General features: G+C 34.3%; 11 protein-coding genes and 1 riboswitch. Of the genes, 5 read left to right on the top strand and 6 right to left on the bottom strand.

The genetic code is table 11. The annotated features are described in order from the left end of the window. Positions 1 to 381: 381 nt before the first annotated feature. The 4 genes from HKP48_RS03605 to HKP48_RS03590 form a co-directional block, all read right to left on the bottom strand. Positions 382 to 1,380, bottom strand: a complete 999-nt coding sequence (locus HKP48_RS03605) for an alpha/beta fold hydrolase (protein WP_296342909.1) — start codon at positions 1,378 to 1,380, stop codon at positions 382 to 384. A gap of 6 nt (positions 1,381 to 1,386) precedes the next feature. Continuing rightward, positions 1,387 to 1,839 carry an OsmC family protein gene (locus HKP48_RS03600; protein WP_296342907.1) on the bottom strand — a complete coding sequence of 151 codons (453 nt, stop codon included), beginning with the start codon at positions 1,837 to 1,839 and terminating at the stop codon, positions 1,387 to 1,389. Between the two features lie 71 nt (positions 1,840 to 1,910). Continuing rightward, complete coding sequence (locus HKP48_RS03595; RefSeq protein ID WP_296342905.1) at positions 1,911 to 3,209, bottom strand: PLP-dependent transferase; 1,299 nt, start codon at positions 3,207 to 3,209, stop codon at positions 1,911 to 1,913. Positions 3,210 to 3,329: 120 nt separating this feature from the next. After that, positions 3,330 to 3,454, bottom strand: a riboswitch (SAM riboswitch). Positions 3,455 to 3,556: 102 nt separating this feature from the next. Further along, positions 3,557 to 5,104 (bottom strand): hypothetical protein, encoded by a 1,548-nt coding sequence (locus HKP48_RS03590; protein ID WP_296342911.1) that lies wholly within the window; start codon positions 5,102 to 5,104, stop codon positions 3,557 to 3,559. 147 nt (positions 5,105 to 5,251) lie between these two features. Here HKP48_RS03590 and HKP48_RS03585 point away from each other — a divergent pair, with 147 nt between their 5' ends. The 4 genes from HKP48_RS03585 (at position 5,252) to leuB (ending at position 10,116) form a co-directional block, all read left to right on the top strand. Continuing rightward, the gene (locus HKP48_RS03585; RefSeq protein WP_296342903.1) at positions 5,252 to 6,424 is read left to right on the top strand and encodes a 2-isopropylmalate synthase; all 1,173 of its coding nucleotides are present in this window, start codon (positions 5,252 to 5,254) and stop codon (positions 6,422 to 6,424) included. Next, a complete protein-coding gene (gene leuC / locus HKP48_RS03580; RefSeq protein ID WP_296342901.1) occupies positions 6,425 to 7,813 on the top strand; it encodes a 3-isopropylmalate dehydratase large subunit in 1,389 nt (462 codons plus the stop codon). Further along, a complete protein-coding gene (gene leuD, locus HKP48_RS03575) occupies positions 7,813 to 8,403 on the top strand; it encodes a 3-isopropylmalate dehydratase small subunit (RefSeq protein ID WP_296342900.1) in 591 nt (196 codons plus the stop codon). Before leuC ends, leuD begins: the two co-directional genes overlap by 1 nt. 594 nt (positions 8,404 to 8,997) lie before the next feature. Next, positions 8,998 to 10,116 carry a 3-isopropylmalate dehydrogenase gene (gene leuB / locus HKP48_RS03570; RefSeq protein ID WP_296342897.1) on the top strand — a complete coding sequence of 373 codons (1,119 nt, stop codon included), beginning with the start codon at positions 8,998 to 9,000 and terminating at the stop codon, positions 10,114 to 10,116. 259 nt (positions 10,117 to 10,375) lie between these two features. Here the strand turns inward: leuB and HKP48_RS03565 are convergent, their stop codons facing one another. Further along, on the bottom strand, positions 10,376 to 11,719 hold the full coding sequence (locus HKP48_RS03565) for an ammonium transporter (RefSeq protein ID WP_296342895.1): 1,344 nt from the start codon (positions 11,717 to 11,719) through the stop codon (positions 10,376 to 10,378). Between the two features lie 27 nt (positions 11,720 to 11,746). Further along, positions 11,747 to 12,754, bottom strand: a complete 1,008-nt coding sequence (locus tag HKP48_RS03560; RefSeq protein ID WP_296342893.1) for an outer membrane beta-barrel protein — start codon at positions 12,752 to 12,754, stop codon at positions 11,747 to 11,749. Positions 12,755 to 13,189: 435 nt separating this feature from the next. On the opposite strand from HKP48_RS03560, the gene gltB reads away from it, so the two are divergent. Continuing rightward, the gene (gltB, locus tag HKP48_RS03555; RefSeq protein WP_296342891.1) at positions 13,190 to 17,704 is read left to right on the top strand and encodes a glutamate synthase large subunit; all 4,515 of its coding nucleotides are present in this window, start codon (positions 13,190 to 13,192) and stop codon (positions 17,702 to 17,704) included. Position 17,705: the final 1 nt, after the last annotated feature.

Genomic DNA, 17,705 nt, shown 5'->3' with positions numbered 1-17,705 from the left:
TGCTTTAAACCTATTGAAGAATGAACATTCTAAAAAACTATCTATGAAAAGCAAAAGGCTTGAAGCTGGGTGGAATGAAGACTATTTGCTCAAAATATTAAATTTAAAAGTATGATTTTGCCCTGTTGTTGAGGTAGCTTTGCTGTTGCCTTTCTTAATTATTTTGCTATTTTTACGACAACACACCTAAAAGGGCCACCTTTATTATTGTTCATGTCTTTTATAGCTGTATTAACAACTTTAATCATGAATTGTTTTTTAGCCTTCAAATAATTAATGTTTTTGTCAAAATGTATTGATTTTCAATACGCTAATATACATCTTAAAAAGAAAAACTCGAATAGCATGATAAGCTTTGCTAGTTTCATAAGAGGTAGTTGTTTATACAGTAATTTTTTTTTCTTGTTTATGTTGAGTTTTAAAAATAGATTTTAAAAATATTGAGAGTTGATCAAACTCAATTAAAAAAGCATCATGACCATGGATTGATTTAATTTCATGAATAAATACATTATGCTTTAGATTTTTAAGTTCAACATAATCTTTCCAGTTTTCATCAGATTTAAAAAACAAATCTGAATTAATAGTTATGAAGTGAATATTCGAAGAAATTTTTGATGCAACCTCTAAAAAATTACCACGTCCGTCAGTAATATCAATTGTTCTCAAGATTTGATTCATCATTTTGTACGCCGTAATTGCGAATCGCTTATTTAATTTGTTTCCGTGATGATTTAGCCACGACTCAACATTAAAAAGCCTATTATTTTTTTTTGAACGATCAAATTTTTGAGCCAAAGATTCGGGTGTTCTATATAATGTCATGGCATGCATTCTAGCGTCTTCTAATGGTTTATTAGAATTATTTAGAATTGCATCTTGAATATGGCAATTTGCAATCAGCCAGTCGGTAGATTTCCAATCGGTTGCTATAGGAATTAGGTTTTCAATTAAATTTGGTTTTAATGCTGCTAACTCCCATGCTATACCGCCTCCAACAGATCCTCCGATTACAGAAAATAGCGATTCAATCTTCAGTTGTTCTAGTCCTTTGGAGAATATTTGTGCAATATCTCTTGCTGTAAAATCTTTGTAATTCTCTATAAGCTTACTCCTCGAATTGTCATAACCATTTCCAGGAATATTAAAAGCTAAAATGGTATAGGAATTGGTGTCAATACATTTATCCTTTCCTATTAAATCATTCCACCATCCATTAGGTCCGATAACATTAGAGTTTCCTGTAAGCGCATGTATAACTAATACAATAGGGGCGCTACCTAATTTTGCACCAAAAGTTTGGTAAGACACCAAAAGATTTGATGCCTTACCACTTTGGGTTTTAAAGTTTGAAATTGTTATATGTTGTAAATTCGTCATAAAGTTCTATGAAACATTATACTCTTTTTCTACTGCTATTGAAATTGGTGTGCTATTTTGAAGATTATCTTTTACAGGACAGCGATCTTCAACAATTTGTAACCATTGAGTTAGGGTTTCAATATCAGCATCTGTGTCAGGAATTAAATGAAGCTTAATAGACTTAAAGCCTGCTCTTTCTGCGTTAGAACTTCCCAAAAATCGATTAGGATTTAATTCTCCATGCACTTCAATTTTAAGGTTGTTAATGGTAAAACCTAATTCTTTTGCAACTAGATGTCCTACGACATTCACACAGCCGGCAAATCCTGCTAAAATGTATTCTACTGGATTTGGATAATCATCTGTGCCACCAAGTGCTTCAGGCTCATCTACAGTTAATGTAAATTGCCTTGTATTACCTATAAACTTTGTTTCAGATGAGCTGGTACCTGAAACACTAAATTTTAAATCACTCATTGTTCTATTTTTTTTATGTAATACAGATATCCTCTTTCAAGGAAACCGCATAAACTATATAATACTATAGATTAGTTTTGAAAAGTTTTTTTCTGTTTTACAATTGCAAAAGTCTCCTTTAAATCGGCTTTTAAATCTTCAATATTTTCTATTCCAACAGAAAGACGAATAAGATCTTTTGTGACACCTGTACTCTCTTTTGCCTCATCACTTAGTTGCTGATGGGTAGTACTCGCAGGATGTATTATTAATGATTTCGTATCTCCGATATTTGCTAGGAGAGAGAATACTTGGGTTTTGTCTGCAATAATTTTTGCTGCTTCATAACCGCCTTCTACGCCAAAAGTTACAATTCCACTTTGTCCTTTTGGTAGGTATTTATTAGCCAAAGCTTTATAATTACTGGACTCTAATCCTGGATAATTTACCCAAGTAACCTCAGATTGTTCTTGCAACCATTTAGCCAATTCTAAAGCATTTTCGCTATGCTTTTTAACCCGTAGTTCTAGCGTTTCTAATCCTTGTATAATTTGAAAAGCATTAAAAGGGCTTAAAGCACCGCCATAATCTCGTAATCCTTCGATTCTTACCTTAGCGATAAAAGCCGCGGCTTCTAATACTTCACTATAAACTAATCCGTGATAACCAGCTGATGGCTCTGTGAACTCTGGAAATTTACCATTTGTCCAGTCAAAAGTACCCGCGTCGATAATCACTCCACCTAATGCTGTACCGTTACCATTGATGTATTTTGTTAATGAATGAATAACAATATTAGCACCATACTCAATTGGGTTTAAAAGGTATGGAGTAGCTACGGTATTATCTACTATTAAAGGAACTTTGTATGCTTTGGCCTCTTTCGAAATAGCTTCTATATCTAAGACATCTAGCTTTGGATTTCCTAAAGATTCAATAAAAAATGCTCTGGTATTTTCTTGAGCAGCTTTATTAAAATTTTCTGGATTGGATGGATCTACAAATGTTGTCGTAATACCATGCCTAGGTAGTGTTACGCTTAGTAAATTGTATGTTCCTCCGTACAAACTGCTAGAGGCAACAATATGATCACCGGCTTTTAGTAATGTAAGTAATGATGTTGCAACTGCTGAAGTTCCAGAAGCTGTTACAACCGCTGCAATACCTCCTTCTAAAGCTGCTAGGCGTTGCTCTAGAATATCGTTTGTAGGGTTGTTAATTCTGGTATAAATATTACCAGTTTCGGCTAAAGCAAAAAGATTAGCAGCGTGGTCAGAATCGTTAAAGACGTATGCTGTCGATTGATAAATAGGAACGGCTCTTGTTCCTCCATTGTTTTGAACATCGTGTCCTGCGTGCAACGCTTTGGTTGCGAATTTTTGTGTGCTCATTTTTCTAAGTTTTTTGAATTAAAATAAATTAAACCAAAAGTCAAATAAGCTTCTTAAGAAGCGTACTTAATAGAAAAATGTTATAAAGAAAATGCTAATTACAGATGAGTAATTAGGCTTGAGTTATCTATCCGAATATGCAAAAAATGACTTACACCTTCAAGTAGAATTTAGCACCTTCTTAGTAAATCTAAGGGTTGCTAAGGCTTCAGCGGGTCTATTCCCTCCACCTTTCTTGATAACATTTCAGTAAGTTTTTGAACTTTGTAAGAGTAAATATTGCAACACAAATCTTTAATATCCAAATTTATTTTTGTTTTTTTTAAATTTTTATGAGATTCTATAAATTATATCATGTTTTTTGACAAATACTTATTCTTAATAATTTCACCTACAGATTTGTTTTCAATTTTGCTTTCTAACCAAGATATTATATCAAGATATAAAAAGGCTCTACGCTCGTAAGGATGGTCTTCATAGACCTTAAGTCTTTCTAATAAATCTTTGAATGCGTTTTTTAAATCGTGAGGATAAATATCTTGAAGTCCTCTAATAAATTTTATCATTTCTTTTTGGACTTCATGCAAGTCGTTCATTTTTATCAGAAATTTGTAAGTGCTTTTTAATAAAGCTTCTAAATGATAATCTATACCTTCATCATAATGCGCTACAAGATTAAGAAGTCTAGAGAAACATAAGAGATCTTCTCTCATAGAAAGTGATTTGTTGGAGATAATTCTACTCAAGTAATCAATACATGTTAAATTATTACCTGCACCAAATTGCAAACTTGCAAATTTGTAATAGAAAATCATCTTATGATGTGGGTCAATCCGATTATTAAATAACTCCAAATCTTTTTCAATTTGCGGAATTATCGCTAACCCATCTTCAAAACTACCATCTATAAAATGTTGATTGATGTTATGAAAATTAGTATACAAAAACACTAAGGTAGAGACGTTTTGGTCTTTTATAAAGTTAGCGTTGTTTACGGTAATTTTTAATTCATTGAGTTTCTCAACAAATTTTGGTTTTTTTCTTAAAAAGAAAATGGATTCTAGAAGATAATTGTTGCTCTTTAAGAAAAAAACAGGATTAAGATTTATCATCTTAGGGTTTTCATAAAACAAATCCACTAATTTAGAGGAGTATCTGTAACAATTTAGAAAATCTTGGATTAAAAAATTGTACCAAAGGTGCGCCTTGTAAAACCATAATTTTTCTCTAAAACCAATAGTTTTGATATCAATTTTTGGAAGTCTATTTTGAAAATAAGCGGTTATTTTTTTGCGTTCTTCTTCATTTTTTACATAGCCCGTTTTTAGCATTATACTGTATAGCTGAAGCGATAGATTAGATAACTTTGATGCAATTACATTAAGTGTACTAAATTCTTTTGCCTGAACCACTAATTCATCCGCGCGATTACTTATGCTTCTGGTTATGTATTGAGTTTCAATTATTTTTTCTAATTCCACAATTTCAAAAGCCATATTTTTTTCTTCATTAGAGATGGCTAGTTCTTTTGCTTTGTCTAAAATTTTTAGACTTTGTTTGTATAACCCTTTATGATATAGTATCGAAGCAAAATCTAATTGTTCTCTAATTTGAGAGCGTACATTTTGATGAGAGGGATTTAGTTTAAGGCTAATTAAAATTTGTTTGTATAAATGCGCCTTAATATTGGCAAGCTGTTGTTTTTTTACAATCCCACTCTTTAATATTGATGCCTCATTATAAATCTTTGCCTTATCCAGAAGGTTAAATAAATTCAAAAATTTAGAATCAGAATTTACAACGAGTCTTCCTACATACAGCTTAAATTGTCGTTTTTCAGACTTTGTTAGAGACTTTATGAGTAAAAATAAATTATCTTTTTGGTCTTTAGTTATCAACAGGAAAATAGGGTATTTATCTGTAAAGCAATGTGTTATAATCTAATTATGGTTTTGAACATCGTAATACATAAATAAAGTTTAGTCATTGAGACAATTTCAAAATTTAACTTCGTTAAGCAATACTAAACTATATTTTGATATATGTCAAATAACAATGTAAAAATCTTTGATACAACACTTCGTGACGGAGAGCAGGTTCCAGGTTGTAAATTAAATACAGAACAGAAAGTTGTCATTGCAAAACAGCTAGATGCTCTCGGTGTGGATGTCATTGAGGCAGGGTTTCCTGTCTCTAGTCCAGGGGATTTTAAGTCGGTAAAAGCTATTTCAAAAATTGTCAAAAATGCTACAGTTTGTGGATTAACACGCTCAGTAGAAAATGATATTAAAGTAGCAGCTGAGGCATTAAAATATGCAGTTAAACCTAGGATTCATACAGGGATAGGCACTTCAGAATTGCATATTGTTCATAAATTTAAAACCACACAAGAGGATGTTTTAGAGCGTGCTTATGCTGCCGTAAAATACGCTAAGTCATTTGTCGAAGATGTAGAGTTCTATGCCGAAGATGCTGGTAGAACAGAGAATCATTATTTGGCTAGAGTCTGTGAAGCAGCAATTAAAGCTGGTGCAACAGTTCTAAATATTCCCGATACAACGGGTTATTGTTTACCTAGCGAATATGGTGCAAAAATTAAATATCTAAAAGAAAATGTAAAAGGTATTGAAAAAGTTATATTATCATGTCATTGTCATAACGATTTAGGTTTGGCAACAGCAAATTCTATAGAAGGAGTGATTAATGGTGCTAGACAAATTGAATGTACAATTAATGGTATTGGTGAGCGTGCGGGTAATACAGCATTAGAAGAAGTGGTCATGGTGTTAAAACAGCATCCTTACTTAAATTTAGACACAAATGTTAATACATCGATGCTTTATGGCATGAGTCAATTGGTCAGTGATAGCATGGGTATTTATACACAACCCAATAAAGCAATAGTTGGAGCAAATGCCTTTGCACATAGCTCAGGGATTCATCAAGATGGGGTAATTAAACATCGGGAGACTTACGAAATAATAGACCCAAAAGATGTTGGTGTTACTGAATCTGCCATTGTATTAACAGCCAGAAGTGGACGTGCAGCCTTAGCTTATAGAGCAAAGAAAGTTGGTTACGAATTAACGAAATTGCAATTAGATGAAATATATGCAAATTTTTTAAGATTTGCAGATAGAAAAAAAGAGATAGACGATAATGATATTCATCAAATTATCGAAACTAGTAAAGTCTACAATGAAATAATCGCATAAATGAGTAAAAAAACATTATTCGATAAAGTTTGGGATGCTCATGTGGTCAGTAGTGTAGATGATAATGGGCCACAGATTTTGTATGTAGATAAGCATTTAATCCACGAGGTAACCAGTCCGCAAGCTTTTAATGAATTAGAAGATCGTGGAATTCCTATTTTTAGACCAGACCAAATTGTAGCTACTGCAGATCATAATACACCGACTTTAAATCAAGATCAACCAGTTAGAGATCCGCTCTCTAGGCAACAACTAGAGCAGCTTTCTAAAAACTGTAAAAAAAACAATATTACATTATATGAGTTAGGACATCAATATAATGGAATTGTCCATGTCATGGCTCCAGAGTTGGGGGTGACACAGCCAGGTTCTACCATGGTCTGCGGTGATAGTCATACCTCAACTCACGGTGCCTTTGGTGCTATAGCATTTGGTATAGGAACAAGTCAGGTGGCACAAGTTTTTGCCAGCCAGTGCTTGTTACTCACCAAACCAAAAAGCTTAAGGGTTAGCGTTAATGGAAAATTAAAGAAAGGGGTCTTGCCAAAAGATGTTATTCTTTATATCATCTCAAAATTAGGAACCAATTCTGGAACAGGATATTTCTGTGAGTATGCAGGAAATGTCTTTGAAGACATGAGTATGGAAGGTCGTATGACTGTATGTAATATGAGTATAGAAATGGGAGCTCGAGGAGGTATGATTGCACCCGATGAAACGACGTTTGCATATGTAAAAGACCGAAAATTTGCACCAAAAGGCAAAGATTTTGAAAATAAAGTAGCGTATTGGAAGACATTGCCTACAGATAAAGGTGCAAACTTTGATAAAGAATATCATTTTGATGCAGCAGATATTGAGCCTATGATAACCTACGGAACCAATCCAGGTATGGGAATTAAAATTTCTGAAACAATACCAGCAGATGAAACACCGTCGTTTAAAAAGGCATTAGAGTACATGAATTTTGAAGCAGGTGAGCGCTTAATTAACAAACCTATAAATTTTGTATTTATTGGAAGCTGCACTAATTCTAGAATTGAAGATTTTAGAGTAGCCGCCAAATTTATTAAAGGAAAGAAAAAAGCAGATAATGTCACCGCATGGCTAGTACCAGGGAGTAAACAAGTAGAAGCTCAGATTATAGAGGAGGGCTTAAAAACTGTTTTTGATGAAGCAGGATTTGAATTACGTCAGCCAGGTTGTTCTGCCTGTTTGGCAATGAATGACGATAAAATACCACAAGGTCAATATTGTGTATCTACATCAAACAGAAATTTTGAAGGACGTCAAGGACAAGGATCTAGAACCATATTGGCAAGTCCCCTTGTTGCTGCGGCAACAGCAGTGGAAGGAAAAATAATTGATATTACAAAATATTTAAATTAATGGAGAAGTTTACAACATTAAAGTCTACTGCAATTCCGTTGAATATTGAGAATGTTGACACCGATCAGATTATACCCGCACGATTTTTAAAAGCTACAGATAAGAAAGGGTTTGGAGACCAGGTGTTTAGAGATTGGAGATATCATAAAGATGGTTCCGAAAATCCAGAATTTGTTTTTAATGACTCAAGCTATTCTGGTAGTATATTAGTTGCTGGTAATAATTTTGGATGTGGATCTAGTAGAGAACATGCCGCATGGGCGATTGTTGGTTATGGATTTAAAGTGGTGGTCTCTAGTTTTTTTGCAGATATTTTTAAAGGAAATGCACTTAATAATGGCTTGTTACCAGTACAAGTTACAGATATATTTTTAAGTGACTTAATGAGCAAGATTATCTCTAATCCACAGACGCAAATTGAAGTTAATCTCAAAAGGCAAACCATTTCTGTATTAGGTTATGACGCTTATGAAAATTTTGAAATCGATGATTACAAAAAAACATGTTTAATTAATGGCTACGATGATATCGATTACCTTGTTAATCATAAAACACAAATTAAAGCTTTTGAAGCTCAAAAAAATTACTAATTAGTAGTATTAGCCAGTAGATAAAAAAATTCCTAGATGGGTTTTAACAATAGTATTATGCGTAATAACAAATTTTAAAAGCTCAAAAATGCGATTTAATGGTTAAAGAATAGATTAACTTGGAAAGATTTTAGAGGTACTGCAAACCTAGAAGTATATGACTATGCATTCTTTACTTATGACATAGAGATACAACCTAGTAATGTCTCTTTAGAGGAGTGTAATAATATCCAGAAATATAAAGATTTAAAAGGTATAGTTGATTTTTTTACTCATCTTTCTTGGGTATTTAAAGAAAGTGATAAATTACTTTCTCATGAACAATTGCATTTTTATTTTAATAAAGTGCTGCAATATGAAAATTCAAAATGAGTTTAAAAAACTGAAAATGCAAAAACTAACAAACATTAATTTTTGGACCGAATGCAGGAGTGTTCAGAAAGCTTATGATAAAGAAACAAAATATAGTCTGCGTATTGAATAAAAGTATAATTGGGTTGATAAAATCACCAAAAAAAAGCAGAAGATTTAGAATAAAATAAATTAATAATTAATTGAGAGCGGGATGTGATTCCTACTTTCACAGGAAATAATATGAAATTAAATATTGCTGTATTGCCAGGAGATGGCATAGGTCCGGAAGTAACAGATCAGGCCATTAAGGCTTTAAAGGCTATTGCTTCAGAATTCAATCATAATTTTAAATTTACAACAGCAGATGTTGGTGCTGTAGCCATAGACAAGCACAATAATCCATTGCCTGAAAATACTTTAGATTTATGTAAATCTTCAGATGCTATATTATTTGGTTCTATAGGGCATCCTAAATACGATAATAATCCTTCTGCAAAAATCCGTCCCGAACAAGGGCTTTTAAAATTAAGGAAAGAACTTGGGTTATTTGCTAATATAAGACCAGTAAAAGCTTATGAAACCTTGTTGGAAAAATCACCTTTAAAAAAAAGCGTCATCAAAGGAACAGATATATCTATTTATAGAGAACTAACTGGAGGGATTTACTTTGGAGAAAAACAATTGAGTGAAGATGGCAATACGGCCTCAGACCTATGTGTCTACTCAAGTGAAGAAATAGAACGTATAGCGCATTTAGCATTTAAGGCAGCACAAGCAAGAAGCCATAAAGTGACGTTGGTGGATAAAGCCAATGTATTAGAAAGTTCTAGGTTATGGCGGAAAGTGGTAACAGAAATCTCAAAACAATATAATGATGTAGAATTAGAGTTCTTATTTGTAGATAATGCGGCCATGCAAATAATTTTAAACCCAAAACAGTTTGATGTAATTTTGACCGAAAATATGTTTGGAGATATTATTAGTGATGAAGCTAGTGTTATAGGGGGTTCTATAGGATTATTGGCGTCAGCTTCAGTTGGTGAAAAATTTGCCTTGTTTGAGCCTATTCATGGATCTTACCCACAAGCCACAGGAAAAGGAATTGCTAATCCAATAGCGTCTGTTTTGTCGGCAGCAATGTTATTAGATCATTTTGAGTTACACAGGGAAGCGGAGTTAATTAGATTGGCGGTAGAAAAATCATTAAAACTAAGTATTACTACACCAGATATTAATGATCAATATGATTATGTATCAACGACTAGAGTAGGTGAGTTTATTGAAGACTTCATCTTTAATCCTAAAGACACCAATATAAATTTCAAAAATATTCACTTAGGGCAATCTACAATTATTTAACTACTGAGATTAACCAAAAAATTAGATATAATATCTAGTTGCATTATTTGTATAATGACACCAATTCTAGTTTTAAATTTAATATATCACTCTGAACTATTAAGGGGCTAAAGTATTTAGAACCCTTACTGTTTTAAATGAGAAAATTAATCTAATAATAACCTAAGTAAAATTAAACCTCCTTAACTCGAGAGCTAAGGAGGCTTTTTTCAACCACTTAATTTATTAATTAAGTGTATTGAGAATACATGATTTTGGTTTAATCTTCTTCGTCTTCTTCTCCTCCTCTATTACGTTTACCAGGGTAAGCAATTGTGCCATGCTCAGAAAGATCTAATCCTCTTTCTTCAACTTCTTTGCTTACACGTAATCCAAGAGTTCTCTTTAAGGTAAATAAAATAATCCAAGACAATCCGACTGCCCAAACGGCATATGCAAAAGCCCCTATAAACTGTGCTCCAAGTTGGGCAGCACCACCACCATTAAACAGACCAATAGCAGTATCTCCATCAACTCCCCAAAGGCCTATTACAATTGTTCCCCATACACCGACAACTCCATGTACAGATGCAGCTCCAATAGCATCATCAACTTTAAGTTTCTTTTCAATAAATTCAATAGAGAATACAACGATTATACCTCCAATCAAACCAGCTAAAGCACCACCTTCATAAGACATATTACCACAGCCAGCAGTAATACTCACTAACCCAGCTAAAACACCATTTAAGGTTTGAGCTAAGTGTGGTTTTCCATACCAAATCCAAGTTGTGATTAGAGCACCTAGACCACCAGCTGCAGCAGCCAAATTTGTTATTAATACTACATTTGATGCTGCAATAGCATCAGCGCCACCCCAAGCGAGTTGAGAACCACCGTTAAATCCAAACCATCCTAACCAAAGGATAAAAACACCAAGAGTAGCCAAAATTTGGTTATGACCTGGAATTGGCATTACTTTTCCATCAACAAATTTTCCAATACGTGGACCTACTAATACAGCAGCAACTAAAGCAGCCCATCCGCCAACAGAGTGTACAATTGACGATCCTGCAAAGTCAATGAATTCCGCTGGCATAATACCTTCAGTATCGTTTAACCAGCCACCATTCCATTCCCATCCACCTGCGATAGGATAAATAAGTGCAGTCATTACTACCGAGAATATTACGTATGTAGAGTATTTAGTTCTGCCTGCAATAGCTCCAGATACTATAGTTGCTGCGGTAGCAGCAAACATAGTTTGAAAAAACAAGTCGGCACCTTCTCCGTGAAATAACCCCTTGAAAAAGAACCAGCCGTTAGTTGTGTCTCCATACATTAAAGAATACCCAATAATCCAATAAGTAAGTGAACCTACACAAATATCCAGTAAGTTTTTCATGGCAATATTTACAGCGTTTTTTGAACGTGTCATACCAGATTCTACAAGAGTAAATCCTGCTTGCATAAAGAATACTAAAATACCAGATAAAAGCATCCATAACATTCCGAAATCACCATTTATCGCAGATACAGCATCTTCAATATCTTTAGTTGTTGCAGCAACGGTATCTTGTAAGGCGATAAGATTTGGTAAAATAGTTAAAAAATTATCAGTCATAATAATTATGTGTTAGTTAGTCTAAAATTAAAATGTATATATAGCCGCTACTGTAAATGCAGCTAAATTATCAGATGCTAAGCCATCATTGTCAAAGTATGGTTCACTGTTTGACCAGCTATCTAATCTTACCTCTGGTTTGATGATAAGATTATCAACCGTGTAGCTACCTGTTAATGTCGTTGCAAAAACATTTGGTTGGTCGTCTGCATCACCATGTAAAGAAAAATATTCGCCTCTTAAACCAATAGCAAAAGACTCAGAAGTTGTTAATTGCGGATACAACGCAGCCCCATAAAAACCAGAACCGTCATTATCGTTATACGCCGCATTAATTCCTAAAAAGAAATCATCTGATAAATCAAAACCACCGGTGTAATCGATTTCAAACCCTAAACCACCATTGTTACCACTATCGTAATAAAGATTTAGATATTGCTCCTTATATCCTAATTGAGCGCCATAAGCATACTCGCCTGTTGCAGAAGTGTCATTAGTATCCCATGGATTAGTAATTGCCAACATTAAACTAAAATCTTCAGATATAGCAAAATCAGCTTTTAAACCCAAGTGAGAAAATGGCCCGCTAGAGAATAAATAAGACGTACTATAATTAAAGTTTGCAGCAGGTGCGATAACCTCATAGCCTAAAAATGTGTTCCATCTACCAAAGGTTAAGGTTGTTTTATCGGAGACATTCCAATAAACATAAGCTTGGTTTACGATACCATCAACAATATCAGAATTGAAAGTAGCGCCTTCACCTCTCGGTCCAACAACCAAATCTAAAACGGCACCTACTTTGCCGCTTTCATAACTAGCAATGAGATTTCCCATACCTATTGCAAAACCAGATTGGTCTGCAAATGCAGTTCCAAAAGCAGGAGCATTATCATCAGGAGCAGTTATATAGGTTTGAAAATACCCATCAATACTACCACTTAAAGAAAACTTTTTTTCTTCTTTGTCTTCGCCTTCTTGTGCAACCATAAAAAATGAAGTTGCTAAAAATAAAATTGTAAATAAATGTTTCATAAATTATAATTAATTAGTTCGGGTCAAATCTATATAAACTGATTTTATACCCACAAAAAAATAGGTGTATAAATATGATTTTTATGAATATTTTATTTTTTACCCTAAAAAATGTAGGGTTATTTTTTTTTTTAGATTATTTTGATAAATCTGTAATTCAAATTTTATGTAATTTTCAGAATTTTATGTAATTTTCAGAATTTTCTTTAACAAAAAGCATATTTCGCAAACGTTTTCGTAATATTTTGAATTTTATGATGGAGATTTTTTATTGAGTTATTTGCGATTTTTTACCACATAATTACCATTCTTTCAATTAAAAAGTACAATATTATCGATTTGAGAAAAGTGTTTCTGCTTTTTTTTTAATCAAAATGATGCCATTATATTAGAGTTTTAATATGGTCTAAAAAACCTTAAAAACCTTATTGATTTATGCTGAAGAAACAAGGACTTTATTTACCAGAATTTGAACATGAAAATTGTGGGGCAGGATTTATCTGTAATCTCAAAGGAGAAAGAACAAATCAAATTATTCATGATGCTTTAGAAATCTTGGTCAAACTAGAGCATCGTGGAGGCGTTAGTGCAGATGGAAAAACAGGAGATGGAGCAGGCTTATTAATAGATATTCCGCACGCTTATTTTAAAAGAGTTTGTGGGTTTAAAGTACCTGTAAAAGGCAAGTATGCCGTAGGGATGGTGTTCTTACCAAAAAACAGCAATCAGTATAATTTTTGTAAAGCCACTTTTGAAAAAGAGATAATTGCTCAAGGACTTTCAGTAATTGGTTGGAGAGAGGTACCTGTAGACTCTACACAACTAGGCGATATAGCTTTAGCTTCAGAACCCAATATAGAGCAGATTTTTGTCGGAAAATCTAATGAAGTCTCCGAAAAAGAGTTTAATGCCAAGCTCTACGCAGCACGTAAAATAACGGAGCATACCGTTAGACATTCTAAAATGTCTCAGAGTTCATACTTTTATGTATCGAGTTTATCTATGAACACGCTTATATACAAAGGTATTATTATGCCAGAAGATATAGGACGGTACTATAAGGATTTACAGGAAGATGATTTGGTCACGCGATTAGCTTTGGTGCACCAACGTTTTTCGACCAATACAATGCCTACTTGGGAGTTGGCACAACCATTTCGGTTTATGTGTCAAAATGGTGAAATTAATACCCTTAGAGGTAATGTAAGCCGGATGCGTATTAGGGAAGAAATCATGAAGAGTGATGTTTTCGGTCCACAAATAGATAAGTTATTTCCTATTATTTTACCTGGGAAATCAGATTCTGCATCCATGGATATGGTGGTCGAACTATTAACACATACCGACCGCACATTGCCAGAAGTTATGATGATGATGATTCCTGAGGCTTGGGAAAAACACAAAACCATGTCTCCAGAACGCAAGGCGTTTTATGAGTATAATGCCTGTATTATGGAGCCTTGGGATGGTCCTGCTTCAGTACCTTTTACAGACGGAAATTATATTGGTGCTCTACTAGATAGAAATGGATTAAGACCATCACGGTATACAGTGACCAAAAGTGGTAAACTCATTATGTCCTCAGAGATTGGAGTGGTAGATATTGCCCCAGAAGATGTAGAAACCCACGGACGTTTAGAGCCAGGAAAAATGTTTTTGGTAGATATGAATCAAGGACGAATTATTAATGACGAAGAAATTAAAAGTAAAATCGTCAAAGATAGACCCTACCAAAAATGGTTAGATAAAACAAGACTACATCTTAAAGATATTCCCTATACAGGAAAAAGTTGCCCTGTAGAAACCCTAGACATCAAAACAAGACAACGTTTATTTAACTACACGTTTGAAGACATACAAGAAGTCATTACTCCAATGGCGCTAAAAGCTAAAGAAGCTCTAGGCTCTATGGGAACTGATACGCCTTTGGCGGTATTGTCTAACAAACCGCAATTAATTTCTAATTACTTCAAACAATTATTTGCTCAGGTTACAAATCCACCGTTAGATGGTATTAGAGAAGAAATTGTAACAGATATAAGTTTATCCTTAGGTAAGGATAGAAATATTTTTAGTATAACAGAACGTCAATGCCGAAAGTTAAAAATTCAGAATCCGGTTATTTCAAATGACGATTTAGAAAAAATACGCCACATCTCAATTGAAAGCTTTAAAGCTGAAACTATCGAAATGTTATACCCTAAAAATAAAGGGCTTAATGGGCTTGAAGATGCTTTAGATAACATTATTGTTCAAATTGAAAAAGCCTTAGAGCGCAAGACTAATATTATTATTTTATCAGATAGAGGCGTTAGTAAAGAGAAAGCACCTATTCCGCCGCTATTAGCTTGTTCTTATGTAAACCATCAAATGAACCGTTTACGTAAGCGGTCGTATTTTGATATCATTATAGAATCTGCCGAACCACGTGAACCACATCATTTTGCCACTTTATTTGGTTATGGTGCTAGTGCTGTAAATCCTTATATGGTAAATGAAATTATTAGGGCGCAAGTAAAGGATGGCTTCATTACTAATATGGATGAGCAGCAAGCCGTTGATAATTTTAACAAAGCTATAGGTAAAGGGATTTTAAAAGTGATGAATAAAATAGGAATCTCGACATTACGCTCGTATAGAGGTTCTCAAATATTTGAAATCGTGGGTTTCAATTCACAGTTTGTAGAAAAATATTTTCCATATACGACCTCGAGAATTGAAGGTATTGGTTTATATGAAATCGAAAAAGAGATAGATAAGCGTTATAAATATGCCTATCCAGACAAACAGATAGATAAACGTTTAGGCTTAAATATTGGTGGAGAGTACAGATGGAGACGCAATGGAGAGCGTCATCTATTTAATCCTACAACGGTGGCAAAATTGCAGCAAGCGGTTAGATTGAGTGATCAAAAAAGTTATGATGTTTATGCAAAAAACATCAATGAGCAATCAAAAAACTTAATGACTATTCGCGGTTTGTTTGAGTTTAATAATATCGACCCCATTCCTATAGAAGAAGTAGAACCATGGACCGAAATCGTAAAACGTTTCAAAACAGGAGCAATGTCTTATGGTTCAATTTCTCGTGAAGCTCACGAAAATTTAGCTATTGCTATGAATAGAATTGGAGGAAAATCGAATTCGGGCGAAGGAGGTGAAGACCGAAATCGCTTTCAACCAGATAGCAATGGTGATAGTAGAAATTCAGCTATAAAACAAGTCGCTTCAGGGCGTTTTGGTGTAACGTCCCATTACTTAACAAATGCAAAGGAGATACAAATAAAAATGGCTCAAGGCGCAAAGCCTGGAGAAGGAGGTCAGCTACCAGGAGAAAAAGTATTACCTTGGATTGCAGCCGCAAGAAACTCAACACCTTTTGTAGGGTTAATTTCGCCACCACCACATCACGATATATATTCTATTGAGGATTTGGCACAATTAATCTACGATTTAAAAAATGCCAATCGTGATGCCAGGATTAATGTAAAATTAGTTTCAGAAGTAGGTGTAGGTACAATAGCCGCTGGAGTTGCAAAAGCAAAAGCAGATGTGGTATTAATTGCTGGATATGATGGAGGAACAGGAGCCTCTCCTTTAACATCGTTAAAACATGCAGGATTACCATGGGAACTTGGTTTAGCAGAGGCGCAACAAACCTTAGTCCTTAACAACTTAAGAAGTAGAATTGTTGTAGAGTGCGATGGGCAATTAAAAACGGGTAGAGATGTCGCTATTGCTGCGTTATTAGGTGCTGAAGAATTCGGGTTTGCTACGGCGCCTTTGGTAGCTTCAGGATGTATAATGATGCGAAAATGTCATTTAAACACATGCCCTGTTGGTATAGCAACTCAAGATAAAGAGTTGCGTAAAAACTTTAAAGGAACGCCAGAACATGTGATTAATTTCTTCTATTATATCGCAGAAGAGTTAAGAGGTATAATGGCAGAATTAGGGTTTAGAAGTATGGCCGAAATGATAGGACAAACCCATAAAATAAATGCAAATAAAGCCATTAAACATTATAAAGCAAAGGGCTTAGATTTATCATCAATATTACACAGACCAGCGGAGTATAAGCAGATGACTGTAAAAAATACCGAAAAGCAAGATCATAATTTGGACAATGTTTTAGATTTCAAAATCCTTAAAGATTCGCATCGTGCGTTGTATAGAAAAGAGCAAATGAGCTTGTCGTACCCAATAAAAAATACCAATCGTACCGTTGGCGCTATTGTAAGTAATGAAATTTCAAAAATATATGGGCATTTAGGGCTGCCAGAAGATACTTTAAATATCAATTTCGAAGGCTCTGCAGGTCAAAGCTTTGGTGCTTTTGGAGCGCATGGACTAAGTTTTACACTCGAAGGAAACACTAACGATTATCTTGGGAAAGGGTTATCAGGCGCAAAATTAATTGTAAAAAAACCAGCAAAAGCAGACTTCCAAGCAGAACATAATATCATCGTCGGGAATGTTTGTTTGTTTGGTGCCGTTGAAGGACAAGCCTATATCAATGGTATTGCAGGCGAGCGTTTTGCGGTAAGAAATTCTGGAGCAACAGCAGTTGTCGAGGGCGTTGGTGATCATTGTTGTGAGTACATGACTGGTGGTAAAGTAGTTGTTCTTGGTAAAACAGGTCGAAATTTTGCAGCTGGCATGAGTGGAGGCATTGCTTATGTATATGACCCTGAAAATAAATTTGTGAACGGATTATGTAATACAGAAACCATAGCCTTTGAAGAGATAACTACCGATGATGCTAATGATTTAAAGGAATTGATTAAAAAACATGTAGCATACACAGGCAGTAAAAAAGGCGCTGCAATACTAAAGAATTGGGAAACGAGTTTAAGCCATTTTGTAAGAGTAATGCCAACAGAGTACAAACGTGCGTTAAAGCGTTTGGAGACCGAAGAGCAATTGGTTGAAACATTAGAAACAGTATAGG

Origin of the sequence: Winogradskyella sp. (assembly GCF_013042245.1) — a bacterium.
GTDB lineage: Bacteria > Bacteroidota > Bacteroidia > Flavobacteriales > Flavobacteriaceae > Winogradskyella.
The sequence above is the reverse complement of the archived record's forward strand: the minus strand, read 5'-3'. Positions and strand labels throughout refer to the sequence as shown.